The organism is uncultured Aurantimicrobium sp., from assembly GCF_936931525.1.
GTDB lineage: Bacteria > Actinomycetota > Actinomycetes > Actinomycetales > Microbacteriaceae > Aurantimicrobium.
Map to the genome: position 1 here is coordinate 1 of NZ_CAKZII010000146.1, position 23,732 is coordinate 23,732.

Consider the following 23,732-nt stretch of genomic DNA (forward strand, 5'->3'; position numbering starts at 1 on the left):
GATGGTGTGGGCTATGGCGACAACACCAAGGCCTCAATCATCACCCGTGGTTTGGCCGAAATGACTGACTTCGCTGTTGCATACGGAGCACAGGCAGAAACCCTGGCAGGACTTGCTGGCCTGGGTGACCTCATTGCTACCTGCGAGTCTCCTCTGTCGCGTAACAACACTGCAGGACGCCTTCTCGGTCAGGGTTACACCCTCAAGGAAGTCACCAACCAGATGCAGCAAACCGCTGAAGGTCTCGCCTCGGTTGCTCCAGTGCTGACACTTGCTCGTGCTCGTGAAGTAGACATGCCTATTGTCGAGCAGGTGAGCCAGGTTTTGGCGGGTACGCTCGACCCCAAGGACATTGCACCTCACCTCACAACGGATACGGATGAGCCTCAGGGCGAAAGGAGCCTCGATGACTACCAAGCTCGTGGTGGCGGTGTTGTTTGGGGGGCGCTCAAGCGAGCATTCAATCAGCTGCGCGACAGCCCGGGGAGTCCTTCAGGCGATTGACACTGACCGTTATGACGTGGTGCCTATCGGCATCACAAAAGACGGTGCATTCACGTTAGCCAGCGCTAACCCTGACGACTACGTTCTTCGCCCTGGCCAGTTGCCAGAAGTTGAAGACAATGGCACCAGAATTATCTGGCCAGAATCAGCCGACTCCAGTGAGCTCTGGGTTTCTGGTGATGGCGTCGATCGCTCACTGGGCAACGTGGACGTTGTATTCCCCATTTTGCATGGACCATTTGGAGAAGATGGCACCATCCAAGGAATGCTGGAGCTGTTTGGTCTGCCTTATGTCGGTTCCGGGGTTCTCGCTTCAAGCCTGGGCATGGACAAGCACTTCACCAAGACTGTTCTGCAAGCTGCAGGTATTGAGGTTGCTCCGTGGCGCACCATCAAGCGTTATGACTGGCACAAGCGTCCCCAGGCCATTCGTGCCATGGCAGAACAAATGCCGCTACCTGTCTTTATCAAGCCTGCACGCGCTGGTTCCAGCGTGGGCGTGGGGAAAGTGTCGAACTGGGATCAGTTCGCAGCTGCCATGGACACGGCGTTCCTCGAAGATGATCACGTGCTGATCGAGGCGGGCATTGTCGGTCGCGAGGTGGAATGTGCTGTGCTTCAGGGAATGCCTGGCCAGCCAGCACGTGCATCTGTTGCGGGAGAGATTGTCGTTTCTGGCCGAGAGTTCTATGACTTTGAAGCTAAATACCTCGGAGCTGACGGTATCGACCTGGTCTGCCCAGCTCCGCTGAGTGCAGACGAGCTTTCAGAACTCCAGCGCTTGAGTATCCGTGCCTTTGAGGCTATCGATGGAGCTGGTTTAGCCCGTGTTGATTTCTTCCTGACCGAAGACGGCTTCGTGCTCAACGAGATCAACACCATGCCAGGTTTCACGCCCATCTCGATGTTCCCCAGATGCTGGCAGGAAACAGGACTGAGCTATCCCGAGCTCATTGATGAGCTCATCCAGGTGGCACTTGCCCACCACGCAGAAGACTAAGACTTAGTTCGCGCTGAAGACGTCAGCGAGGTCTGTGCACTTCGACGTGCTCGGAAGCACACTGACGGCTGCGCCAAGATCCACAAGTGTTGTCGTTCCACTCACGGCGTCTGAATCGATGACTACCTCAACGGCTGGAGTGCGGCCATAGGTTGTGTAGCGGTAGAGCGGAGCTTCTGAATCGTCCTCAATCCAGTCAACATCGTTGATGGAGACGCAGGGGAGTAACGAGGGGCCAGGTACTTCTACACCGCAGGTCAGCAGCACAGCAGCTGGTGATCCCCATGCACCTGTAGCTTGAGCGTTTGTTTCGCGTTTGGGGAGCTCTGCGACCGTGTCGGGAAGGCGAACCGTGACGTTCGCGCATTCTGGATTATTCGCATCTGGAGCTGCGGTCATGGGCACTTGACCAGCACAACCAACCAAAGATAGCCCCAGCACAGCAGAAAGTGTGCCGAAGGCGAGTGCTCGAGTGCGAATATTCATCCTCTTCAGGCTACCGTGAGAGGGTGAGTGAAATTCCTGTGAACGCGACCGTGGCAGATGTGTCCGAATCCGCGATCCTCGCTCGCATATTTCCTCGCCTACCTCAATCCGATTTCACAATCGTGGGCCCCGGCGATGACTGCGCTGTAATGCAGGCTCCCGATGGCCGCTTTGTCATCACCACCGACATGATGGTCCACGGTCCGGACTTCCGCCTGGAGTGGTCTACACCTCACCAACTCGGCATCAAGGCAGCTGCCACAAATCTTTCTGACGTTGCTGCCATGGGAGCTAGACCAACCGGCATGGTGGTTTCCATTGCTGCTCCACAAGACACAGAAGTATCTTTCTTGGAGCAGATTGCAGAAGGTCTCCACGATGCGTGCCTCGAACTTGCGCCAGGCTGCGGTGTGGTTGGGGGAGACTTGTCGGTCTCCAACACTCTTACCATCAGCGTCACCGCATTCGGCGATCTAGAAGGCCGTCAGCCACTGCTTCGCTCAGGAGCCAAGCCCGGCGATATTGTTGCGGTCACTGGCCGCCTCGGCCTTGCGGGACTTGGTTTAGCTGCGCTGTTTGCGGGAGAGAAAGAAACAACGAACCCATTGCTACTTTCTGCTCAGCTCGCTCCCTGGCCTCCCATTTCTCAAGGAGTTGCCGGTTCTATTGGTGGTGCAACTTCAGCCATGGATATCTCCGACTCGCTCATCATGGATGCCGGGCGTATTGCTGCGGCTAGTGATGTGGTGATTGTTCTCGACGAGAGTGCTCTGGATGATCTGGCAGCACATCTGGGTATTGAGGCTGGTGTTGATGCTGCTCGTGCTCGCCAGGCCATTCTCTATGGCGGGGAAGACCATGCCTTGCTTATGACATTCCCAGCAGATGTGGCTCTTCCTCCTGGATTTACTCCACTAGGTCACGTGGTGGCTTGTGCTGAAGACGAGAAGCCTCACGTGAACATGGGTGAAGGTGCACTTCCAGAGAATGGGTGGAATCCCTACACCGGCTGGAATGGGGAACTCTCGTGACCCGCATCATTTCTGGCTTTGCTGGTTCGCGTGAACTCAAAGTGCCCAAGAACGGGACGCGTCCGACAAGTGACCGCGTGCGCGAAGCTATCTTTTCTGCGCTGGAAGCTCGAGATGTGATCGACGGTGCCCGTGTGCTGGATCTCTTTGCCGGCACTGGTGCACTGGCATTGGAAGCGCTAAGCCGCGGTGCTGTGAGCGTGACCATGGTGGAGAAGAATCCTCAGGCAGGATCTCTTCTTCGAGAAAATGCAGAACTCATTCGTGGGGCCGGCAAGCTCGATGCGCTCTCCACTCGAGTGGTGATTGCTTCGGTAGCCGCATATCTGGGCAACCCACAATCAGAACTCTTCGACATCGTCTTCATTGACCCTCCCTATGAGCTCAGCGAGGCTGAGGTGACCCACGCCCTTGAACTTCTAGTTCCACACCTTGCTGAGGATGCAGAGGTCGTCCTTGAACGCAGCACCAGAACTGGACTGCCTGAACTTCCTGCTCTTCTCGAGTTGGATAAGTCCAAGGCCTATGGGGAAACGACTATCCACTGGATCTCGAGGGTCTAGTCCGACCCCGACCATAAACTGGGGGTATGCCCAGCTCTGATGCCCTGCTCGATGCAGCACTTGAGCCAGTGGTGGGCAGCAAGACTGCGGGAGCTTTGAAGAAAGCCTTCGGCATTCGAACTGTAGGCGACCTGCTTGCTCACTATCCCAGACGCTATGCCCGCCGTGGCGAGCTCACTGCAATCAATGACGTTCCTTTGAATGAGAACGTCACCATCGTGGCCGAAGTTTTGGATGTTCGTGAGCGCCCGATGCGCGCGCGTAAAGGATCTATTCTGGAAGTGCGCATCACTGACGGTCGCTCCGGTGGCATCATGGCCCTGACCTTCTTCAACCAGGCATGGCGAGCAAAAGACCTCAAGGCAGGGGTACGAGGAATCTTTGCCGGCAAGGTGGGTGCCTATCGCGGTGCTCTGCAGTTGGCCCACCCGGACTATGAACTCTTCGATGGTGAAGATGAGCGCGACTCTGCCGACAAAGATGCTGCCAAGTGGGCACTGCAGCCCATCCCGATCTATCCCGCCACCAGCACACTAGCCAGTTGGCAGATCGCCAAAGTGATGGAGATTGTGCTTGCCACCGTCCGTGGAGGGGCTGAGCTTCCGGATCCTGTTCCGGCAGAGGTGAGGGATGAGCGCAAGCTGCTCAGTTTGAACGAGGCCATTCTCAAGATTCATCAGCCAGAGACAGATTCAGACTGGCAGAAGGCTAGAGATACTCTCCGCTTCCAGGAAGCCTTTGTGCTCCAGGCAACCCTGCTGGACCAGCGGGCAAAAGCCAAAGCTCAGGCAGCAACCCCTCGAGCGCCCAAGGTAGGTGGTTATCTCGAACAACTCGATGCGCGCCTGCCCTTTACGCTCACCGAGGATCAGCTCACGACCGGTGCCGAGATAGCAGAAGACCTGCAATCAACTCACCCCATGAACAGACTTGTTCAGGGGGAGGTGGGATCAGGGAAGACGTTGGTGGCGCTGCGAGCAATGCTGCAGGTGGCCGACTCTGGCGGCCAGGCAGCCTTGCTGGCGCCTACAGAAGTTCTGGCAGCCCAGCACCTGCGCTCCATTACGAATATGTTGGGGCCTGATCTCTCTGCTGCGCTGATGCCTACGTTGATTACAGGACAGCTCCCCGCTGCTGCCAAGCGCCAGGCACTGCTGCGCACAGTCTCTGGACAGGCACGCATTGTCATTGGCACACATGCTCTACTCAGCGACAAAGTCGAGTTCTTTGACTTAGGCCTCGTTGTTGTCGATGAACAGCACCGCTTTGGTGTTGAGCAACGTCAGGCACTGCGCGTGAAGACAGAACTCACCCCTCACGTCCTTGTCCTCACCGCAACGCCCATTCCCCGCACCGTGGCAATGACGGTCTTTGGAGACCTTGATGTCTCTGTCATTGCAGGGTTGCCTGCAGGCCGTGCCGGAATCACCAGTCATGCTGTTGCGCTCGCCGAACACCCCACCTGGATTTCACGGGTGTGGGAACGTGTCGAGGAAGAACTTGTTGCTGGCAGGCAAGCCTTTGTGGTCTGCCCTGCCATCGATGCCGCAGGGGCACCCGAAGATGACCTTGACGCTCTCGTCGAAGATGACATTGAACTCGATCCAGAAGTTGTGAAGCCAGAGAAAGCTTCAGTTGAGTCCATTTCTGCGCTGGTGCGTGAGCACCCCTTACTGAGCAAGCGCCGCATTGCAGAATTGCATGGCCGGATGAGCAGCGATGACAAGGACGCAGTCATGCAGGCCTTCTCCGCAGGCGACATCGATGTCATTGTCGCCACCACCGTCATTGAAGTGGGCGTGGACGTGCCCAACGCCTCCACCATGGTTGTGATGGATGCCGACCGATTCGGCGTCTCTCAATTGCACCAGCTCCGTGGACGTGTGGGACGAGGGGGAGTGCCCGGTCTGGCACTGTTTGTGACCCATGCCCAGCCTGGAACTAATGCTTATGAACGCGTGGAGGCAGTGGCAAGCACCACTGATGGTTTTGAGCTGGCTCGAATTGACCTTGAGCTGCGCAGTGAAGGTAACGTGCTGGGCACGAGCCAGTCCGGTGGGCGCTCATCCCTGCGGTTACTTCGCGCAGCACGAGATGGCGATGTCATCATGGATGCCCGTGATGCGGCTGCAGAGATTCTTGCCTCAGATCCAGGATTTGCTGGCCACCCAGTGCTTGCTCAGGCCATCTCGCGTCGACTCAGTGAAAGTGAACGCGATTTCTTGGACAAAAACTAGCATTTTGCCTGCCCAGACGCCTGTTTGGTGCGTAGGGTGGAGACATGCGCAGGATCGCCGTAGTCCCTGGTTCGTTTGACCCGATCACCCTCGGTCACATGGATGTCATTGCTCGAGCAACAAAGCTCTTCGATGAAGTTCACGTTGTCGTGGTGCACAACCCGGATAAGCATGCGCTGCTCCCGATTGCTCAACGTGTCACGTTGATCGAAGAAGCAATCGAAGAAGCAGGCTTGAGTGACAACGTCGTTGTCGCATCCTGGAGTATGGGTCTTCTCGTGGACTACTGCTCTGACGTGGGCGCAACCGTCTTGATCAAGGGCATTCGTACCCAGCTCGACATTTCCTACGAAACTCCCATGGCTATGGTGAACCGTAACCTGGCCGGCATGGAGACCATTTTCCTCATGCCAGAGCCTGGCCACTCCTACGTTTCCAGCTCACTGGTGCGTCAGGTTGCCTCGCTCGGTGGAGATGTTCGTCCCTACGTTCCCCACGTCGTGGCACAGTATCTCCAAGGCGCCTAATACGCTGTATCTATGGCTGAAAAATCACGCTGGTCGCTAGGCGCCAAGCTCAAAGGGCTCTTTGCGCGCGGTGACGCAGATGACACAGTCGAGGACATCTTTGACGATGTCCCCTCGCTTCCTCGAAATGAAGAGGTTGAGCGCGAGGTAGCACCTGCACCTAAAGCAGTTGTTGACAAGCCCAAGGCAGAAAAGAAGCCCGCACCTGACAAGGTTGTTGAGCCTGTCGATGTTGTCGTTGAAGAACCAGTTGCTGAAGTAAAACCTGAGCCAGTAGCCGAGCCAGTAGCCGAGCCAGTTGCTGAGCCAGTTGCTGAGCCTGACGTTGTTGTTCCGGAACCCATTACTGAGGTAGTTCCTGAGCCAACTCCTGAACCTGAAGTCGTGGCTGAGCCAGAGCCTGTTCACGAAGTTGTCGAAGAGACAGTCATTGCACAGCCTGCTCCAGCTCCAGTAGTGGCTACAAAGCCTGCAAAGGCAAAGCCTGCTGCCAAAGTTCCTCGTCGCGCAGCTATCGACGAGGACATGTGGGAAGAGCTGGAAGAAACCCTTCTTGCTGCTGACTTTGGCCCCGATATCACCGATGAGCTCATCGAAGTCATGCGTGCCAATGTGGCCAAGTTTGGCACCACAGACCCCGATGACTTCATTCGTTTGTTGCGTGAAGCAATCGAAGACCGCCTGAACAAATTCGACACCACCCTCAAGCTCAGTGAACGTCCTGCTGTGATTTTGGTTGTAGGGGTCAACGGTGTGGGTAAGACCACCACCATTGGCAAGGTGGCCAAATACATCTCTAACGCCGGCAAGAGCGTTGTGGTTGGTGCAGCAGACACGTTCCGTGCTGCCGCTGTTGATCAGCTCGCAACCTGGGCAGAGCGTGCCGGGGTAGATGTTGTCAAGCCCCAGATGGAAGGTCAGGATCCTTCTGCAGTGGCCTACCAAACCATTGAATGGGCAATCAACAAGGGCACCGAGATAGTCATTATCGACACCGCCGGTCGCCTCCAGACCAAGAGTGGTCTGATGGATGAACTTTCCAAGATCCGCCGCGTGATTGAGAAGCAGGCCCCTATTTCTGAGGTTCTTCTGGTTCTAGATGCCACAACAGGCCAGAACGGTCTCTCTCAGGCAGAAGCCTTCCTTGAGCACGCTGGTGTGACCGGATTGGTTCTCACCAAGCTGGATGGCTCTGCCAAGGGTGGCTTTGTTCTTGCCGTTCAGGAGCGCACAGGTATTCCGGTGAAGCTGGTGGGTAATGGCGAAGGCATCAATGACTTGATGGGCTTCACGCCACACGCCTTCGCAGCCCAGCTCGTTGGCTAGGCTAGAGGGGTTATGGCAACCTTCGGCACACTCTCCACGCGTCTTACTGAGTCCCTCAAAAACCTCCGCGGTAAGGGAAAACTTTCCCCCGCAGATGTAGACGGCACTCTGCGCGAGATTCGTCGCGCCATGCTGGACGCCGACGTCTCGCTCAATGTGGTCAAGAAGTTCACGAACGATGTTCGTGAACGTGCCCTCAGCGACGAGGTCAACAAGGCTTTGAACCCTGCCCAGCAGGTTGTTCAGATCGTGAACGAAGAGCTCGTCACCATCCTTGGTGGTGCACAGCGTCGTCTTGAATTCGCCAAGAAGCCGCCGACCATCATCATGTTGGCTGGTTTGCAGGGTGCAGGTAAAACGACCCTGGCAGGAAAGCTAGCCAAATACCTCGCCAAGGACAAGCACACGCCACTTCTGGTCGCTTGTGACCTCCAGCGTCCCAACGCTGTTCAACAGCTCGAGGTTGTCGGTAAGAACGCCGGAGTGGCTGTCTACTCACCCGAGCCAGGAAATGGCGTGGGAGATCCGGTCAAGGTCGCGAAAGATTCCATCAAGTTTGCCAACGACAAGCAATACGACGTAGTCATCATTGACACCGCCGGACGCCTGGGTGTTGATGCTGAGCTGATGAAGCAGGCAGCGGATATTCGTAAGGCCACCAACCCTGACGAAGTTCTCTTTGTTATTGACGCCATGATCGGCCAGGATGCTGTTGCCACAGCACAGGCCTTCCAAGAAGGCGTGGACTTCACGGGTGTTGTGCTCACCAAGCTTGACGGTGACGCCCGTGGTGGTGCTGCCCTCTCTGTAGTTTCTGAGACCGAACGCCCCATCATGTTTGCCTCCACGGGTGAAAACCTTGAAGACTTCGAGCCTTTCTACCCAGACCGCATGGCCAGCCGTATTCTCGACCTCGGTGACATCCTCACCCTGATCGAGCAGGCGCAAGAAGCGTTCGATGAGAAGGAAGCGGCTCAACTTCAAGAGAAGTTCGCCACCGATTCCTTCACCCTTGAGGACTTCCTCAAGCAGATGCAGCAGCTCAAGAACATGGGCTCCATGAAGAAGATGCTCGGCATGCTTCCTGGTGCAGGCGCCATGAAGGAGCAGCTCGAGAACTTCGATGAGAAGGAACTCGTTCGAACCGAAGCCATCATCCAATCGATGACGAAGGCTGAGCGTCAGAACACCAAGCTTCTCAACGGTTCACGCCGCTTACGTATTGCCAAGGGTTCCGGTATGACCGTGACCGAGGTCAACGCGCTGGTTAACCGCTTTGAGCAGGCCGCCAAGATGATGAAGACCGTTGCAAAGGGTGGAATGCCTCAGATTCCCGGCATGGGCCCCATGGGTGCTATGGGTCACGGTGGCAAGAAGCAGGTTGCTAAGAAGAAGGGCTCCAAGTCTGGAAACCCTGCCAAGCGTGCTCAGGAAAACGCTGCACTTGCTGCCGGTGGAGTCAAGCCCGGAAATGGTGGCGGTTTTGGCCTGGGTAACCAAGGCACTGCAGGCGGTCCAAGCCCTGAAGAACTCGAAGCTCTGCAGAAGATGCTGGGCAAGGGCTAATTAACTCATCCAGGAGAAGCAATGAGCTATTCAGTAGATAAGTCCGAAGACCAGTGGCGCGCTGAACTCAGTGCGGAAGAGTTCGCGGTGCTGCGTCAAGCTGCAACCGAGCGACCTTGGACAGGTGAGCTCTTGGATGAAAAGCGTGCAGGTCTCTACACCTGTAAGGCGTGTGGAAATGAGCTATTCAAAGCAGGAACCAAGTTCGATTCCGGCTGTGGCTGGCCTAGCTTCTATGAATCTGTTCGTCCAGAAGCTGTTGAACTTCGTGAAGATGCAAGTCTGGGTCAGATCCGAACCGAGGTCCTCTGTGCGGGGTGTGGTTCACACTTAGGTCACGTTTTTCCTGACGGTTTTGGAACTCCGACGGGTGACCGTTACTGCATGAACTCTATAGCTCTCAACTTTGAGGCCGAATAAGTATTACCTCAGCACTCTCACATCTGCAGACGTGAGTGATTCATTGAGTACAAGCTCATCATCTCTGAGAGTTATGTTTTGAGCTTGCTCTGAAGCGGCGATGAGGTGAGCTGCCGCATTTCGAAGCTGACTAAAGGCAGCATTTGCAACTGCAGCTTCGGGGCTCATGGCATCGAGGCCTTGTTGTGCGAGTCGTTCAATGATCGCTCCGGCAGCTAGCTCATCTGCCACATTGTGTGTTTCTGCATCTGAGCAGACAATCAACACAATGACCCGTCTTTGTTGCTCTAATTGGTAGTTTGCCACCCAATCTGCAACCGCAAACGCATCAAAGTATGAGCCGACCAAGACCTTGCTGTCCCCGGGGAATGAATCCAGTTGGAGGGGGAGAGGCGCTGATTGAGACAGTGCATTAACCCAAATCACAACATCAGGGTTCACGCTTAACCGTTGTGAACCTGAGAGCCCCCAGGTGCACATCACTTGGTAGTGGGGTCTGTTCATTTCTCTCCTGGACTGGTTTCTTCAAACATACCTGCTGATTTTCCCTCTCGATTAGCCAATTAGGGCTCAAACCTGCCAGAATAGGAAGTCGAGTTCGACTCATATCCGACCCTCTAATCAGATATGTGCCGAAACCCTTAGAGCTTGTACCGAGTGTGCCCCCACGCTCACGGTCGTCAGTTCATCCGTTACACATCACTCACAGGAGAATTGTGGCTGTCAAAATTCGTTTGAAGCGCATGGGTAAAATCCGTGCACCTTACTACCGCATCGTCGTAGCCGACTCGCGCACCAAGCGCGATGGTCGTGTTATCGAGGAGATCGGTAAGTACCACCCCACCGAGAACCCTTCGTTCATCGAGGTCAAGTCAGACCGTGCTCAGTACTGGCTCTCCGTTGGCGCACAGCCAACCGAGCAGGTAGAAGCACTTCTGAAGCTCTCCGGTGACTGGGGAATCTTCAAGGGCGACAAGAATGCAAAGAGCACCATCAAGGTTGCTGAGCCCAAGGCTGCATTCGTTGTCGACACCAAGAAGAAGCCAGTTCTCGTACCCAAGACTGAGAAGGCACCTAAGAAGGAAGAGGCAGCTGTTGAAGCTGCTGAAGAAGCCGTCGTAGAGGCCGCTGTTGAAGCAGCAGTTGAAGAAGCAGTAGTCGAGGCAGTTGCTGAAGCAATCGTCGAAGAGGCTGTAGCTGAAGCTGTTGTTGAAGAGGTAGCAGCTGAGGTTGTTGCCGAGGCTGAGGAAATCGTTGAGGCTGCTGAAGAAGCAGCTGGCGAGGAACAGGCCTAACCAACATGCTCGCATCAGCAGTCAAGCACCTCGTCAAGGGCATCGTAGAGAACCCCGATGACGTGAAGGTTGCTGTGCGTTCGAACAATCGTGGTGAGGTCCTCGAGGTTCATGTGAACCCCGAGGACCTTGGCCGCGTTATTGGCCGTTCAGGCCGCACTGCCAAGGCCATTCGCACTGTTGTGAACGCCCTGGCTGATGGTCGCAACGTTCGTGTCGACGTCGTCGACACCGACGCTTAAAGTGACCGCTGAATCTAGACAGACCCAACTTCGCGTAGGTCGTCTCACCAAGGCCCACGGCCTCAAAGGTGCTATCAAGGTCGAGCTCTATACAGATGAGCCCGAGAAGCGCTTTGTTCCCGGGGCCATTTTCTCTGTTCAGGTGCCGGAAGAATCTCCCTGGCACGGCAAGAACATTGAGCTGATCGAACTTCGCTGGTACAACAGCCACCCCGTAGCTTTCTTCAAGGATGTTCCCGACCGCACTGCGGCAGAGTCTTTGATCAAGGCCATCCTCTGGGTTGAGCACGACACCACTGTCCTTCCTGATGATCCCGAAGCCTGGTATGACCACCAGCTCACTGGCCTCAAGGCTGTGCGTGACGGAGTTGAAGTGGGAACAGTTGCTCGTGTGGATCACTTCCCTGCGCAGGACCTATTGGTGATCAAGACTGCAAACGGCGATGTCATGGTTCCTTTCGTCAAGGCCATCGTTCCCGAGGTTGACATCGACAAGGGCATTGTGACCCTGACTCCTCCGGGCGGACTCTTCGAAGAGCTTCCTGAAGACGAGGATGACGAAACTCCTACTGAGGGCTCCTCCGAGGCTTAAATGCGCATCGACATCGTCACGATCTTTCCGGAGTTCTTCGGCACTCTCGATGTTTCACTCCTAGGCAAGGCACGACAGTCTGGCTTGATTGACACCCGCGTGCACGACCTGCGTGATGCGACCACCGACAAGCACCGTACCGTCGATGACACTCCTTATGGGGGCGGAGCCGGCATGGTGATGAAGCCTGAGCCCTGGGGTGACACTCTGGATGCGATTCTGGCGGATCCCGAAAGCTCCAAGACACCTGTGCTGATTGTGCCTTCACCTGCGGGGGAGCAGTTCACTCAGGCTGTAGCGAAAGAACTGGCTGAAGAAGAGCAGCTCATCTTCGCCTGTGGCCGTTACGAAGGTATTGACCAGCGTGTGAGCGATCACTTTGCTAGCCGCATTCGAGTGCGCCCCATTTCGCTGGGGGACTACGTGCTCAACGGCGGGGAAGTAGCGTCTCTGGCCATGATTGAGGCCGTAGGCCGCTTGATTCCAGGCATGGTGGGCAATCCTGAGTCTTTGGTGGAAGAAAGTCACGAAGACGGATTGCTGGAATATCCCAGCTATACCAAGCCTGCCGAGTGGCGTGGATTGGAAGTTCCACCTGTATTGCTTTCAGGAAACCATGGCGCAATTGCCACATGGCGTCACGAACAGCAGCTAGAACGCACCAAAGCTATTCGCCCCGATTTACTTCCTGAGTAAATCTCTGGCAGAATTGAATCTTGTGCCGTTGGTCTTACCCTGCCACAGGGGGCACTGAGACTTACAACACAGCACAATTACTTTTCATCATTCACGTATGAGACCTGTGGCTTGTACAGATTGAGATAAATCATGCACATTCTTGACGCTGTAGACGCACCATCGCTGCGTAGCGACATTCCAGAATTCCGCGCCGGTGACACCGTAAAGGTTCACGTAAACATCATCGAAGGTAACCGCTCTCGTATCCAGGTTTTCCAGGGTGTTGTTATCGGTCGCTCCGGTGAAGGCGTTCGCGAGACCTTTACCGTTCGTAAGGTTTCCTTCCAGGTAGGCGTGGAGCGTAAGTTCCCCGTTCACTCGCCCGTTATCGACCACATTGAGCTCGTCTCACGTGGTGACGTACGTCGTGCGAAGCTCTACTACCTGCGCAACCTCCGCGGTAAGAAGGCAAAGATCAAAGAGAAGCGCGACTTCTAAGTCGACTTCCCATCAGACCCCCGGTTCTCCCGGGGGTCTTTTGTTTTCCCTGCGGTGTTTCTTATGCACCACTCAGGCTTTTGTCGGAATGCGCAACCTAGACTTGAGAAGCAGAAGAGAGATACACATTCATGACAGATGCACCACCCACACGACGAGCCCCCATGCGCTCGGTGTTGCTGTTTCTGCGTGATGTTCTTGTCATCTTTGGAATTGCGATCCTGGTCTCTTTCCTGGTCAAGACGTTCCTTGTTCGTTCGTTCTTTATTCCTTCTTCTTCAATGGAGCAAACCCTCCAGATCGATGACCGTGTCATCGTCAATGAGCTCGTTCCCAAGGCAGTTGCGGTGGACCACGGTGACATCGTGGTGTTCAAAGATCCTGGTGGCTGGCTTCCCGCCAGACCTCCTGTGGAGGTCACGGGAATCCAAGCCGGAACCGAATGGGTTCTTTCGCTTTTTGGTCTAGCTTCGCCAGATAGCAATGATCACCTCATCAAGCGAGTGATTGGTTTGCCAGGTGACACGGTTCAGTGCTGCTCTGCAGACGGCAAAATCATTGTCAACGGTGTTCCCATCTCTGAGCCATACATCACCATTCCTGCGGGGGAGACTCGGGCTTCAGCTATCGACTTCAACGTCACAGTTCCCGAGAACTCACTTTTTGTGATGGGCGACAACCGATACAACTCCAAAGACTCTCGCTACAACACTGATAAGCCCGGTGGCGGTTTCGTCGGGATGGACAATGTTGTGGGACGAGCGTTTGTCTTGAGCTGGCCCATGAGTCACTGGGGTTGGCTCTCCAACTACCCCGAAGTCTTCGCTGACGTTCCTGACGCCACAACCACAAAGTAATTTTCATGCCTGCTGAACCCACCCTCGAAGTCGAGCAGGAACTTTTTGCTTCGGGCTCCACGCTCATCATCGGTATCGATGAAGTCGGTCGTGGAGCGATGGCCGGACCGGTCATGGTGGGAGTGTGCGCACTGAGACCTGGAATTACAGAGTTTCCAGCGGGTCTGCGTGATTCCAAGCTTGTCTCTGAAAAGAAGCGCATCTCGTTGTTCCCCGAAGTTCGTGACTGGGCTCCCACGGCCGTGGGAGAGGCGTCAGCTGCCGAGATAGATGAACTAGGCATCACGGCATGTTTGGGGCTTGCCGCGCGCAGGGCGCTCATCCAACTCCATGAAGCAGGTATCCCGGTTGGAGAAGCAACAGTGCTCCTTGATGGCGCGCACGATTGGTTGAACCCTGCCCTATCGAGCAAACTTCCGGTCATTACTCGGGTCAAGGCCGACCAGGATTGTGCTGTTGTTTCCGCGGCATCCATTGTGGCGAAAGTGACCCGTGATGAGCTCATGGTTTCACTCGATACCCAGCACCCTGAATATGGCTGGGCATCGAACAAGGGTTATGGCGCTGCCGTGCACTTGGAAGCAATCAAGACCATCGGGTTGACTCCCTATCACCGTGCTAGTTGGGTGAAGTAAGAGTTCAACTCTTAGACGTAGGATTGACTCACCATGGATGAAGAAGACTTCGACGACTACGACCGCGAGGCCGAGCTTGCGCTCTACCGCGAATACCGTGATGTTGTTGGTCAGTTCTCCTATGTGATCGAGACGGAACGTCGTTTCTATCTCGCCAACGAGGTCGACGTGAAGCGCATCGATGCTGAACATGATTTCTACTTTGAACTCACAATGAGTGACGTCTGGGTTTGGGATGTCTACCGCGCTGACCGATTCGTCAAGAGCGTGCGTGTATTGACGTTCAAGGATGTGAACGTTGAGGAGCTCTCCTCAAAGGAGTTTGAACTCCCGAAGGAACTCGCTCTCGACGAGTAGTCCTCCACAGTTGTGGCGGAGTGAACTCGGCCACATCTAAGTTTCTCTATGGGTTCATGATCCTGTGTTGAGTTGATGATTCTCTTCGGAGGTCATCATGACAACAATTTGTGGATTGCCCAGCCTGGCTGTTGAAGAGAACATGCAGCAGGTGATGCCGGGCGAAATGACACAAGAACAGCTGGCAACAGGGTTTGCTCGTGCCGCTTGGAGCACATTAATTGAACCGGGCGACAGGGTCGCCGGTCGACTCATCAGTATCTTTGGGCCAGAGCGGGCGCTCCAGTTTCTTATTGATCATTTCCGTGCTGATGAGATCGTCAAGGAATACGAAGAATTCGATGAACTTGAGATTGAACCAGCTCAGTTCGAGGAAGATCTCGCCGAGGGTATTGCTCGATGGCTACCGCGGCTCAATTCAGGAGATGCGCTGAATGCGGTGGCGCATGCGGCCAAACTTGGAGCATTTCTCATCACTCCTGAACAAGAACTATGGCCTGAGGGGCTCAACGATTTGGGGATGCATGCACCATTGGTTCTCTGGGGTCGTGGCCAATACTCAGCGCTTCGTAACTTTGAGAATTCTCTTGCCGTTGTCGGTTCACGTGCTTCAACCGGATATGGCGAACATGTGACGATGGAGACCGTTTCTGCCATTGCTGAATCTGGGGTGTCGATTGTTTCTGGTGCCGCATACGGCATCGATGGCATGGCCCATCGATCAGCGTTGGCAGTGGGTGGAACAACCATGGCATTTCTTGCTGGTGGAGTGGATCGCTTCTATCCCAGCGGGCATGATGCCCTATTGGGCAGGATCATGGAATCTGGCGTGGTGCTCGCAGAAGCCCCTTGTGGGTATGCGCCCACGAAGTGGAGGTTTCTGTTGCGCAATCGTTTGATCGCTGCTTCCAGCCAGGCCACCGTAGTGATGGAAGCAGGGTGGCGCTCGGGCTCTCTCAACACGGCAAACCATGCCGCAACATTGGGGCGACCTCTCGGAGTTGTTCCTGGTCCAGTAACCAGCGCTGCTTCAGCTGGGTGTCATAGATTGCTGCGTGAATATGACGCCGTCTGCGTCACGACAGCTTCAGAGATGTTGGAGCTGCTGCCTGGCCAGCCACCAGCTCTAAGCGAGTCAGAGCGTGCAGAAGCACAAGAGTGAGGCATTCTTGAACCTATGCAGCTTGAGAGTGCCCTAGACGGCTTCATCGCCTATCTGGGCGCTGAGCGTGGCTATTCCGAGCACACCATCAAGGCGTATTCGTCAGACCTCAGAGATCTGGCGAGCTATGCCGAACGTCGGAATGTGAAAACTCTGGAGGGAATCAACCTCGAGTTCCTCCGAGACTGGCTTTATGAATCTGCTCAAACTGGACTGAGTAAGACAACACTCGCACGGCGTTCGGCCAGTGTTCGAAGCTTCACAGCGTGGATGCGACGACAGGGTATTTCTGAGAATGATGCCGGAGCCAGACTCAAGTCGCCCAAAGCGGATCAATCCCTACCTCGAGTTATTTCGATGCCTCAACTCGACGAAATCTTTGAACACCTCGTCGACAACGCCAGTGAAGGTGAACCGCTTGCCCTGCGAGATCTCGCCCTCATTGAACTGCTCTATGCCTCAGGACTGCGAGTGTCAGAACTAGTGGGATTGAATATGGGAGACGTCGACCTCGATCGCCTCACTGTCCGAGTGATGGGTAAGGGTTCGAAAGAACGGGTTGTCCCATTCGGCATTCCGGCAGCTTCTGCGATTACGGACTATCTCACTCGTTCGCGGAAGAACTTGGTTGAAGGCAAGCCTGCGACCGTGGCTTTCTTTGTTGGAGCACGTGGCGGCAAACTCAGTACGCGTGCCGTGTATGGACTCGTTGCGTCGCTTCTTGAACCCTTAGGTGGCAGCGGACCTGCTGGTCCGCATGCACTGCGTCACACCGCAGCAACGCATTTACTTGATGGCGGTGCAGACCTGCGTATTGTGCAGGAAATGCTTGGTCACGCCAGCATGGGCACGACTCAGATTTACACTCACGTCTCTATGGAGCGACTGACGTCGAGCTACCAGCAAGCGCACCCTCGCGCTTAGCTGCTGCTTTCATCTGCTGCTTGAACCAAGCAGTGTCCGTGATGCGTGCCAGGACAGGTCCTGAGATCACGGTGATGAGCATGTAGGTAGCAGCAAGTGGTGCAATCAGTGGCTGAACGCCGGCAGAGACGGCGAGACCAGCAATGATGACAGTGAACTCACCACGTGGCATCAGAGCTAGTCCAGTACGCCATCGACCTGGGCGACCGATACCTGCTCGTTTTGCTGCCAGATAACCGGTGAGCACCTTGGTGCTCATGGTGACCACAGCGAGGATCAGCGCAGGGAAGAAGACTTCAGGAATGTCTGCGGGGTTCGTCGTGAGACCAAAGAAGACGAAGAAGATAGCTGCGAAGAGATCACGCAGGGGAGCAAGTAGCTTCTCAGCGTTGTGGGCAACTTGACCAGATAGTGCGATGCCCACCAAGAATGCACCTACAGCTGCGGAGACCTGTACTTCTGAGGCGAGACCAGCCACCAACATGGTGAGTCCTAGAACACCCATCAACAGGGTTTCAGGCTGTTCTGAGTGGAAGATGCGGGAGAGCTTCTTTCCGTGGCGAACGGCCAGATAGAGCACTACGGAAACCGAGCCGACTGCGATCGCCACAGTGATTGCTCCCTGGAGCAAGCTGGCACCAATAACAACAGCCGAGAGGATGGGCAGGTAGAACGCCATGGCTAAGTCCTCGAGCACGAGGACAGAGAGAACAATCGGCGTTTCGCGGTTACCCAAGCGACCCAAGTCTCTGAGGACCTTTGCAATGACACCGGAGGACGAAACCCATGTCACACCTGCCATGGCGAGGGCAGCGATAGGTCCCCAACCCAAGACCAAAGCAAACACAGCGCCAGGGATGGCATTGAGTAGTCCGTCCCAAATACCTGCCCGAGCAGATGACTTGAGGTTGCCCACCAACTCTGTGGGTGAATATTCCAAACCGAGCATGACAAGTAACAGCACGACTCCGAGCTCAGCTCCTGAGCTGAGGAAGTCAGTACTTGCCTGCAAGGGAAGAATGCCACCGGAGCCAAATACCAACCCCGCCGTCATGTAGAGGGGGATAGGGGATTGACCGAACTTGATGGCGAGGCGCCCGAGCAGACTGAGGCCCAGGAGCAATGCTCCTACCTCAATCAGCATCCAGGTCTCGTCGTGCATACCTAGACCTGACTGTGCGCCAGAAGTTTGTCGAGCTTGTCGAGACCTTCGCGAGTACCTACCGCAACGATGAGATCATCCAAGCGGAGGATTTCTGCGGGGGTTGGCGAAGGAATGACATCTTTGCCGCGCAAGATGGCAACGATAGATGTTCCAGTCTTAGTGCGTGCTTGCGTGTCACCGAGGGGGCGATCAAGGAAACGGGAATCTGCTGGCAGGACAAGCTGCTCGGTGAAGAGACCAATTGTTCCGCTCCCCAAGCCAGAGAGCTGGCTCAGCAGTGCAGCATGGCCGAGCAGGTCGGAGAGTGCTGCTGCCTCATCACCGGTCAGAGCGACAGAGCCGAGAATGGCGTCTGGATCTTCGGGGTCATAAAGAGCAACTTCACGGTGACCGTCGCGGAAGCTCAGGACACCAATGTGCTGGCCAGCTTGCGTCACGACGTCGTGACGAACACCAAAGCCAGGGAGGTCAATTTTTTCGATGCGTACACCCATGCCTCCACGTTATCTCAGTGCTGAGTGCAGACCTTCCGATACGTCTGAATCGAGGAAAGTGAAACCTGAACTTAATAGAACTTCAGGAGAGATCTTTTGGCTGGAAAGAAGTAGTTCACGACCTGCTTGCCCCAATACGAGGGAGATAGCGAAGCCGGGTGCGGGGAACCAATAGGGACGGCTCATGAGCTTCGCCAGTGCTTTCATGAGGGTTCCAGACGTTGCGGGGTTGGGAGCAACGAGGTTGACCGGACCGGAGATCTCGTTCTCAATGAGGAATGCCAGTGCGCGGGCTTCATCGCGCAGACTGATCCAGGGCCACCAGTCTTTACCGCCAGCAAGCGGGCCTGAAACAAAGAAAGAATTAAGAAGCCGCAGCGGACCTAGGGCACCCTTCTTGCCAAGAACTAAACCGGTGCGTGCATAGGCAACACGGGTGTACTTTTCAGCTGGCTGTGCTGCTGCTTCCCACGAGACCACAACATCAGAGAGGAAACCATCGCCACGGAGTGATTGCTCTGTCAGGACTTCATTGTCGCGGTTGCCATAGAAACCCACAGCTGAACCATTGATGAGCACCTGTGGTTTCTTTGTGGCCGTTTCTATTGCATCCACGATGGTGGTTGTTGCTGCTAAGCGTGAGTAAAGAATTCCGTGCTTGGTCTTGGCAGTCCATGGCATCTTGCTAATCGAAGAACCTGCAAGGTTCACAATGGCATCGACAGCACCGTACTCCGCCGCAATTGCGTCAAGGTCCAAGGGTGCAGACTCGGGGTTCCACAGGATGCGGTTAGAACCAGAAGATCGAGAAAGTAGAAGTACTTTGTGGCCGGAACTCTTGAGCTCAGCCGTCAGTGCAGTTCCGATCATGCCGGTACCACCCGCTATGAGCACGGTTAACGAACGAGCCACGACTGCCTCCAATTCAGGAAGCGGCCGTGGCTCGAAAAAGTGTGAGTTAGGCGGAAGCGCTTCCGCGTCCCACGATACCGGCGCGCACCAGCAACACATAGATTTGGCAGCCGAGGCAGTAGCCAAATACTGAGTTGAGGAAGGCTGCCACAAAGGCGAATGCCACGGCAACGATTGCTCCAGTGGTCAGACCCAACACAGCAAAGACCAAACCTGCCAAAGAAATGATGAAGCCAATCAGCTGAGCGAATGTGGGTGGCTTGGGATCTTCGAGCTCAGTGGGAGCCGACAGGCGGGGGCGAACCACGGCCTTGAAGATAGCGCCATAGGGGTGCTTCGCAATGCCTGCGAATGCGCCGATTGCGAAGATGGCAGTGATGTAGGTCAACAGGATGCCTGCGGGGGTGGCGAAGTTCTGGGCCAGAGAGTTGCTGCTGGAGAGTGCCTCAGGGTTTGCCAGCAGGAAGATCAACTCCACGGTGAGGGTGATCAAAGTGATGGTCGCGCCAAAGCGTGGACCACGAGGGTCAACGCCCTTGGTTCCGGGCTTGGCGGCGAGGGGGTTGGGCTTGTTAGATGACATAGCTGTCGTGTTCTCTCTTGATAGCGATTTCCAAACCAGCGGTGACTGCTTCGGGACGTGGTGATCCACCGATGCGAGCGGCGATGGCGCCGCTGTCATCGAGGATGAACGTGGTGGGGGTTTGCAGAATGTTGAACTGTTGAGCCAGGTCTTGACGGTTGGTGAGGTCAACATCGACGTGGGAGACGCCGGGGTGATCTTTCGCCACCTGCTCGAGGTATTTCCTGGTGCCAGGGCACTTGGTGCAGAACTCAGAACTGAACTGCAGCAAAGTTCCGATCTTGCCGAATTCAATTCCCTCACCTAATGCCGAGGGATCAATTCTGGTGAGGCCATCCTGCTTCTTCACGCGACCTTCAGCTGCTTTGATGATCAGGCCCAGCGCGGTGGAAACCACGATGAGTCCGCCGATCAGCAGAAGGATGAGTGAGAGGTCCATAGTTATTACAGACTATTTCTCCTCAACCCCGTCGTGCCGAGTGTGACGTAACGTGACGACGGGTAAGGTTTTATCCGTGGCTGAGATTGAATTTCGTTCAGATGTAACTGTTGAATTGGTGCGCTCGAGCGCCCACGACTCCGATGTGCTTTTTGCTGCACGTGTGTCGACCCAGGGAGAGCAGACTCTTGAAGAGTCCATGCACACTCCTGAGTCACGTGCGGAAGATGAGAAGCGCGACAAGGGTCTGATCAACTACCTGATGCGTGACCGCCACGGTTCTCCTTTCGAGCACAACTCGATGACGTTCTATGTGCAGGCACCAATTTTCGTTTTCCGTGAATTCATGCGTCACCGCATTGCTTCCTACAACGAAGAGTCCGCTCGTTACCGTGAACTCAACCCTGTCTTCTATGTGCCCGCTGTTGACCGCAACCTGATTCAGGTGGGTAAGCCTGGCGCCTATGACTTCATTCCTGGAACCCCAGAGCAGACCGCTCTGACTCAGGAAGCAACCAAGCGCGCAGTAACAGTTGCGTATGAAGAATACGAGCGCATGCTTGAAGCTGGAATTGCTCGTGAAGTAGCACGCGGTGTTCTTCCCGTGGCTACATACTCCTCGATGTACGTGACCATGAACTCGCGCTCGCTGATGAACTTCCTGTCATTGCGTACCAAGCGTGAAGGCACCCACTTCCCTTCCTTCCCTCAGCGCGAAATCGAAATGGTCGCTGAAAAGATGGAAGACGAGTGGGCCAAGCTCATGCCGCTGACCTACTCAGCGTTCAATGAGCACGGCCGCGTTTCGCCGTAATCTTCGGCTTTAGATACGCTTAATCTGTGGCTACCCCAGAAAACCCCTTCGGACAAGTACTTGTCGCGCTCGTAACTCCGTTCACCGCTGATGGTGAAGTGGACTGGAACGATGTTGAGCGACACATCGACTACGTTGTCTCCAACGGTGCTGATGGCATTGTTGTCACGGGCACCACAGGTGAAACCTCAACTCTGACCGACGATGAAAAGGTCAAGCTCGTAGAGGTTGGCAAGAAGGTTGCGGGTAACCGCGCCAAGATCATCATGGGTGGTCCTTCGAACGAAACCGCTCACGCTATTGAGCTGGCAAAGAAAAGTGCCAAAGCTGGTGCTGACGGCATCATGGCGGTCACTCCGTATTACAACAAGCCCACCCAAGCTGGTGTGCTCACCCACTTCCGCATGGTTGCAGACGCGACAGACCTGCCGTTCATCATGTATGACATCCCAGGCCGATCAGGTATACAGATTCAGTATGAAACCATCCTCCGCTTGGCAAAGCACCCCAACATTGTTGCGGTGAAGGATGCTAAAGGTGACTTCAGTGAAGTCAGCCGTGTGCTGAACCAGACTGACTTGCTGTACTTCTCTGGTGATGATGCCAACGTGCTTCCTCACATGGCTATTGGTGCATCTGGCTTGATCGGTGTCACCGCAAACGTTGCCCCTGCTCCTTACCGCGCCATGGTTGACGCAGTGAACCGCGGCGACCTCGTTGCGGCAACTGCAGAGCACAAGGCACTTGAACCACTGGTTCGAGCACTGATGACTCACGTTCCTGGAACTGTTGCCGCTAAGTATGTCCTGCACGGTCTAGGACACATTGGCAGCCCACGTGTGCGTCTTCCCCTCGTCGGTCCAGAGGAATGGGAAGCAGCCAAGATCGAAGACGAGATTTCTCTCGTGGGCGCTGTCGCTGGTCTTGACTTCTCTAACTTCCGCCCCGACCGCAATGCCGCCGCTGGCGGAGCATTGCCCAAAATCGCCGGCACTACTAGGTAGCGCCACACTCGTCAGGGCATCCGCCAGGGCGTGAATACGGATCCTCAGGATCCATGCTCGTAAGAGGAATATGCCTAACGAACTGTTTGACCCACCTGTATTAGAAAACGGAACGCTGCGCGTTGTCCCACTCGGAGGAGTGGGGGAGATTGGTCGCAACATGACCGTCTACGAACTCAACGGCAAGTTGCTTGTTGTGGACTGTGGTGTGCTCTTCCCCGAAGAGACCCAGCCTGGTGTGGACCTCATCCTTCCTGACTTCAGCTACATCCGTGACCGCATGGATGACGTGCTTGCCATCGTGCTCACGCACGGTCACGAAGATCACATTGGTGCTGTTCCCTACCTTCTTCGTTTGAAGAATGACATTCCTTTGGTGGGTTCTGGTCTGACCCTTGCTCTCATCGAAGCCAAGCTCAAAGAGCACCGCATCCAGCCCTACACACTGCAGGTTAAAGAGGGCGATAAGGAACAATTCGGTCCTTATGAACTGGAGTTCGTTGCCGTCAACCACTCCATTCCTGATGCTCTGGCTATTGCTATTCGCTCCGAAGCAGGCCTTGTCCTTCACACGGGTGACTTCAAGATGGATCAACTCCCTCTTGACGGTCGCCTCACCGACCTGCGTGCATTCGCACGCCTCGGTGAAGAAGGCGTCGACTTGTTCTTGCCTGACTCCACCAATGCGGACGTTCCCGGCTTTACCCCGCTCGAGCGTGAAATCGGTCCCGTGCTGGAAAGTGTGATTCACCGTTCTAAGCGCCGAGTCATTGTTGCTAGCTTCTCTTCCCACGTTCACCGCGTTCAGCAGGTCATTGATGCGGCGGTGGCAAACAATCGTCACGTGGTATTGATGGGCCGTTCCATGGTGCGCAACATGGGTATTGCTAGTGAGCTGGGTTATCTCGAAGTTCCTGAAGGAACCATCATTGACGCCAAGAAGGCTGCTGATCTTCCTGATGACCGTCTGGTTTATATGTCCACTGGTTCACAGGGTGAACCGATGGCTGTCCTGGCTCGCATGGCAAACCTGGAACACCAGATTGAGGTTGGTCCTGGAGACACCGTCATCCTGGCTTCCAGCTTGATTCCAGGAAACGAGAATGCCGTCTATCGAGTCATTGATGGTTTGACCAAGCTTGGTGCGAAGGTCGTCCACAAGGGCAATGCCAAGGTTCACGTTTCAGGTCACGCGGCGGCAGGGGAGTTGCTCTACTGCTACAACATTCTGCAGCCGAAGAACGTTTTCCCCGTTCACGGTGAATACCGCCACCTCGTTGCGAACGCAAACCTCGCTATCGACTCAGGCGTAGATGCACACCGCACTATTTTGGGCGAAGACGGCACCGTCATTGACCTCAAGGATGGCATTGCACGTGTTGTTGGTCAGCTCGACATTGGTTATGTCTATGTTGACGGTT

The 23,732-nt window shown here is 55.2% G+C and carries 29 protein-coding genes; 22 read left to right on the forward strand and 7 right to left on the reverse strand.

Going from position 1 to position 23,732, the window contains the following annotated elements:
- The coding region (locus tag Q0362_RS07100; RefSeq protein ID WP_366099786.1) for an NAD(P)H-dependent glycerol-3-phosphate dehydrogenase at nucleotides 1–504 on the forward strand (504 nt) is incomplete at its 5' end.
- Complete coding sequence (locus tag Q0362_RS07105) at nucleotides 407–1,504, forward strand: D-alanine--D-alanine ligase family protein (protein ID WP_298121845.1); 1,098 nt, start codon at nucleotides 407–409, stop codon at nucleotides 1,502–1,504. The genes Q0362_RS07100 and Q0362_RS07105, both read left to right, overlap by 98 nt.
- Before the next feature lie 3 nt (nucleotides 1,505–1,507).
- On the opposite strand, the gene Q0362_RS07110 is transcribed toward Q0362_RS07105, so the two are convergent.
- Nucleotides 1,508–1,990, reverse strand: a complete 483-nt coding sequence (locus Q0362_RS07110) for a DUF3515 domain-containing protein (protein WP_298121847.1) — start codon at nucleotides 1,988–1,990, stop codon at nucleotides 1,508–1,510.
- Nucleotides 1,991–2,013: 23 nt separating this feature from the next.
- Between Q0362_RS07110 and thiL the strand changes: the two genes are divergently transcribed.
- The 7 genes from thiL (at nucleotide 2,014) to msrB (ending at nucleotide 9,660) form a co-directional block, all read left to right on the forward strand.
- A complete protein-coding gene (gene thiL, locus Q0362_RS07115) occupies nucleotides 2,014–3,021 on the forward strand; it encodes a thiamine-phosphate kinase (RefSeq protein ID WP_298121849.1) in 1,008 nt (335 codons plus the stop codon).
- Nucleotides 3,018–3,584, forward strand: a complete 567-nt coding sequence (gene rsmD, locus Q0362_RS07120) for a 16S rRNA (guanine(966)-N(2))-methyltransferase RsmD (RefSeq protein ID WP_298121852.1) — start codon at nucleotides 3,018–3,020, stop codon at nucleotides 3,582–3,584. The genes thiL and rsmD overlap by 4 nt, the downstream gene beginning before the upstream one ends.
- Nucleotides 3,585–3,610: 26 nt before the next feature.
- Entirely contained in the window at nucleotides 3,611–5,821 is a 2,211-nt protein-coding gene (locus Q0362_RS07125; protein WP_298121854.1) for an ATP-dependent DNA helicase RecG, read from the forward strand.
- Nucleotides 5,822–5,865: 44 nt separating this feature from the next.
- Nucleotides 5,866–6,348 (forward strand): pantetheine-phosphate adenylyltransferase, encoded by a 483-nt coding sequence (gene coaD, locus Q0362_RS07130; RefSeq protein WP_298121857.1) that lies wholly within the window; start codon nucleotides 5,866–5,868, stop codon nucleotides 6,346–6,348.
- A 456-nt stretch (nucleotides 6,349–6,804) separates the two neighbouring features.
- Nucleotides 6,805–7,674, forward strand: coding sequence for a signal recognition particle-docking protein FtsY (gene ftsY, locus Q0362_RS07135; protein ID WP_298121909.1), 870 nt, complete (start codon nucleotides 6,805–6,807; stop codon nucleotides 7,672–7,674).
- Between the two features lie 12 nt (nucleotides 7,675–7,686).
- The gene (gene ffh, locus Q0362_RS07140) at nucleotides 7,687–9,240 is read left to right on the forward strand and encodes a signal recognition particle protein (RefSeq protein WP_298121860.1); all 1,554 of its coding nucleotides are present in this window, start codon (nucleotides 7,687–7,689) and stop codon (nucleotides 9,238–9,240) included.
- A gap of 21 nt (nucleotides 9,241–9,261) precedes the next feature.
- Entirely contained in the window at nucleotides 9,262–9,660 is a 399-nt protein-coding gene (gene msrB / locus Q0362_RS07145; RefSeq protein ID WP_298121863.1) for a peptide-methionine (R)-S-oxide reductase MsrB, read from the forward strand.
- Nucleotides 9,661–9,663: 3 nt separating this feature from the next.
- Here the strand turns inward: msrB and Q0362_RS07150 are convergent, their stop codons facing one another.
- A complete protein-coding gene (locus Q0362_RS07150) occupies nucleotides 9,664–10,164 on the reverse strand; it encodes a 2-phosphosulfolactate phosphatase (protein WP_298121865.1) in 501 nt (166 codons plus the stop codon).
- A 212-nt stretch (nucleotides 10,165–10,376) separates the two neighbouring features.
- Between Q0362_RS07150 and rpsP the strand changes: the two genes are divergently transcribed.
- The 10 genes from rpsP (at nucleotide 10,377) to Q0362_RS07200 (ending at nucleotide 16,900) form a co-directional block, all read left to right on the forward strand.
- Complete coding sequence (gene rpsP, locus Q0362_RS07155) at nucleotides 10,377–10,955, forward strand: 30S ribosomal protein S16 (RefSeq protein WP_298121867.1); 579 nt, start codon at nucleotides 10,377–10,379, stop codon at nucleotides 10,953–10,955.
- 5 nt (nucleotides 10,956–10,960) lie between these two features.
- Nucleotides 10,961–11,197 carry an RNA-binding protein gene (locus Q0362_RS07160; RefSeq protein ID WP_110233068.1) on the forward strand — a complete coding sequence of 79 codons (237 nt, stop codon included), beginning with the start codon at nucleotides 10,961–10,963 and terminating at the stop codon, nucleotides 11,195–11,197.
- A 1-nt stretch (nucleotide 11,198) separates the two neighbouring features.
- On the forward strand, nucleotides 11,199–11,789 hold the full coding sequence (gene rimM, locus Q0362_RS07165) for a ribosome maturation factor RimM (RefSeq protein WP_298121870.1): 591 nt from the start codon (nucleotides 11,199–11,201) through the stop codon (nucleotides 11,787–11,789).
- A complete protein-coding gene (gene trmD / locus Q0362_RS07170) occupies nucleotides 11,790–12,485 on the forward strand; it encodes a tRNA (guanosine(37)-N1)-methyltransferase TrmD (RefSeq protein ID WP_280794865.1) in 696 nt (231 codons plus the stop codon).
- A 132-nt stretch (nucleotides 12,486–12,617) separates the two neighbouring features.
- Entirely contained in the window at nucleotides 12,618–12,965 is a 348-nt protein-coding gene (gene rplS, locus Q0362_RS07175; RefSeq protein WP_110233071.1) for a 50S ribosomal protein L19, read from the forward strand.
- A 131-nt stretch (nucleotides 12,966–13,096) separates the two neighbouring features.
- Nucleotides 13,097–13,822, forward strand: a complete 726-nt coding sequence (gene lepB, locus Q0362_RS07180; protein WP_298121876.1) for a signal peptidase I — start codon at nucleotides 13,097–13,099, stop codon at nucleotides 13,820–13,822.
- A 5-nt stretch (nucleotides 13,823–13,827) separates the two neighbouring features.
- The gene (locus Q0362_RS07185; protein WP_298121879.1) at nucleotides 13,828–14,457 is read left to right on the forward strand and encodes a ribonuclease HII; all 630 of its coding nucleotides are present in this window, start codon (nucleotides 13,828–13,830) and stop codon (nucleotides 14,455–14,457) included.
- Nucleotides 14,458–14,490: 33 nt separating this feature from the next.
- Nucleotides 14,491–14,814, forward strand: a complete 324-nt coding sequence (locus Q0362_RS07190; RefSeq protein WP_280794862.1) for a DUF2469 domain-containing protein — start codon at nucleotides 14,491–14,493, stop codon at nucleotides 14,812–14,814.
- A 97-nt stretch (nucleotides 14,815–14,911) separates the two neighbouring features.
- Nucleotides 14,912–15,976 carry a DNA-processing protein DprA gene (gene dprA, locus Q0362_RS07195; RefSeq protein WP_298121881.1) on the forward strand — a complete coding sequence of 355 codons (1,065 nt, stop codon included), beginning with the start codon at nucleotides 14,912–14,914 and terminating at the stop codon, nucleotides 15,974–15,976.
- Nucleotides 15,977–15,991: 15 nt separating this feature from the next.
- Nucleotides 15,992–16,900, forward strand: coding sequence for a tyrosine recombinase XerC (locus Q0362_RS07200; protein WP_298121884.1), 909 nt, complete (start codon nucleotides 15,992–15,994; stop codon nucleotides 16,898–16,900).
- On the opposite strand, the gene Q0362_RS07205 is transcribed toward Q0362_RS07200, so the two are convergent.
- Genes Q0362_RS07205 through Q0362_RS07225 form a run of 5 tightly spaced genes read right to left on the reverse strand, consistent with a single transcriptional unit; the run spans nucleotide 16,851 to nucleotide 20,493 of the window.
- Nucleotides 16,851–18,062 carry a cation:proton antiporter gene (locus tag Q0362_RS07205; RefSeq protein ID WP_298121886.1) on the reverse strand — a complete coding sequence of 404 codons (1,212 nt, stop codon included), beginning with the start codon at nucleotides 18,060–18,062 and terminating at the stop codon, nucleotides 16,851–16,853. The two genes, Q0362_RS07200 and Q0362_RS07205, sit on opposite strands and share 50 nt — an antisense overlap.
- A 2-nt stretch (nucleotides 18,063–18,064) precedes the next feature.
- Nucleotides 18,065–18,559, reverse strand: a complete 495-nt coding sequence (locus Q0362_RS07210; RefSeq protein WP_298121888.1) for a cation:proton antiporter regulatory subunit — start codon at nucleotides 18,557–18,559, stop codon at nucleotides 18,065–18,067.
- A 9-nt stretch (nucleotides 18,560–18,568) separates the two neighbouring features.
- The gene (locus Q0362_RS07215) at nucleotides 18,569–19,471 is read right to left on the reverse strand and encodes a TIGR01777 family oxidoreductase (protein WP_298121891.1); all 903 of its coding nucleotides are present in this window, start codon (nucleotides 19,469–19,471) and stop codon (nucleotides 18,569–18,571) included.
- Nucleotides 19,472–19,517: 46 nt separating this feature from the next.
- The gene (locus tag Q0362_RS07220; protein WP_298121894.1) at nucleotides 19,518–20,054 is read right to left on the reverse strand and encodes a DUF4395 domain-containing protein; all 537 of its coding nucleotides are present in this window, start codon (nucleotides 20,052–20,054) and stop codon (nucleotides 19,518–19,520) included.
- A complete protein-coding gene (locus Q0362_RS07225) occupies nucleotides 20,044–20,493 on the reverse strand; it encodes a thioredoxin family protein (protein WP_298121897.1) in 450 nt (149 codons plus the stop codon). Before Q0362_RS07225 ends, Q0362_RS07220 begins: the two co-directional genes overlap by 11 nt.
- Before the next feature lie 76 nt (nucleotides 20,494–20,569).
- Here Q0362_RS07225 and thyX point away from each other — a divergent pair, with 76 nt between their 5' ends.
- The 3 genes from thyX to Q0362_RS07240 form a co-directional block, all read left to right on the forward strand.
- A complete protein-coding gene (gene thyX / locus Q0362_RS07230) occupies nucleotides 20,570–21,307 on the forward strand; it encodes an FAD-dependent thymidylate synthase (protein ID WP_298121901.1) in 738 nt (245 codons plus the stop codon).
- 26 nt (nucleotides 21,308–21,333) lie between these two features.
- On the forward strand, nucleotides 21,334–22,311 hold the full coding sequence (gene dapA / locus Q0362_RS07235; protein WP_298121903.1) for a 4-hydroxy-tetrahydrodipicolinate synthase: 978 nt from the start codon (nucleotides 21,334–21,336) through the stop codon (nucleotides 22,309–22,311).
- 70 nt (nucleotides 22,312–22,381) lie between these two features.
- A partial coding sequence (locus Q0362_RS07240) for a ribonuclease J (RefSeq protein ID WP_298121906.1) occupies nucleotides 22,382–23,732 on the forward strand: 1,351 nt, incomplete at its 3' end.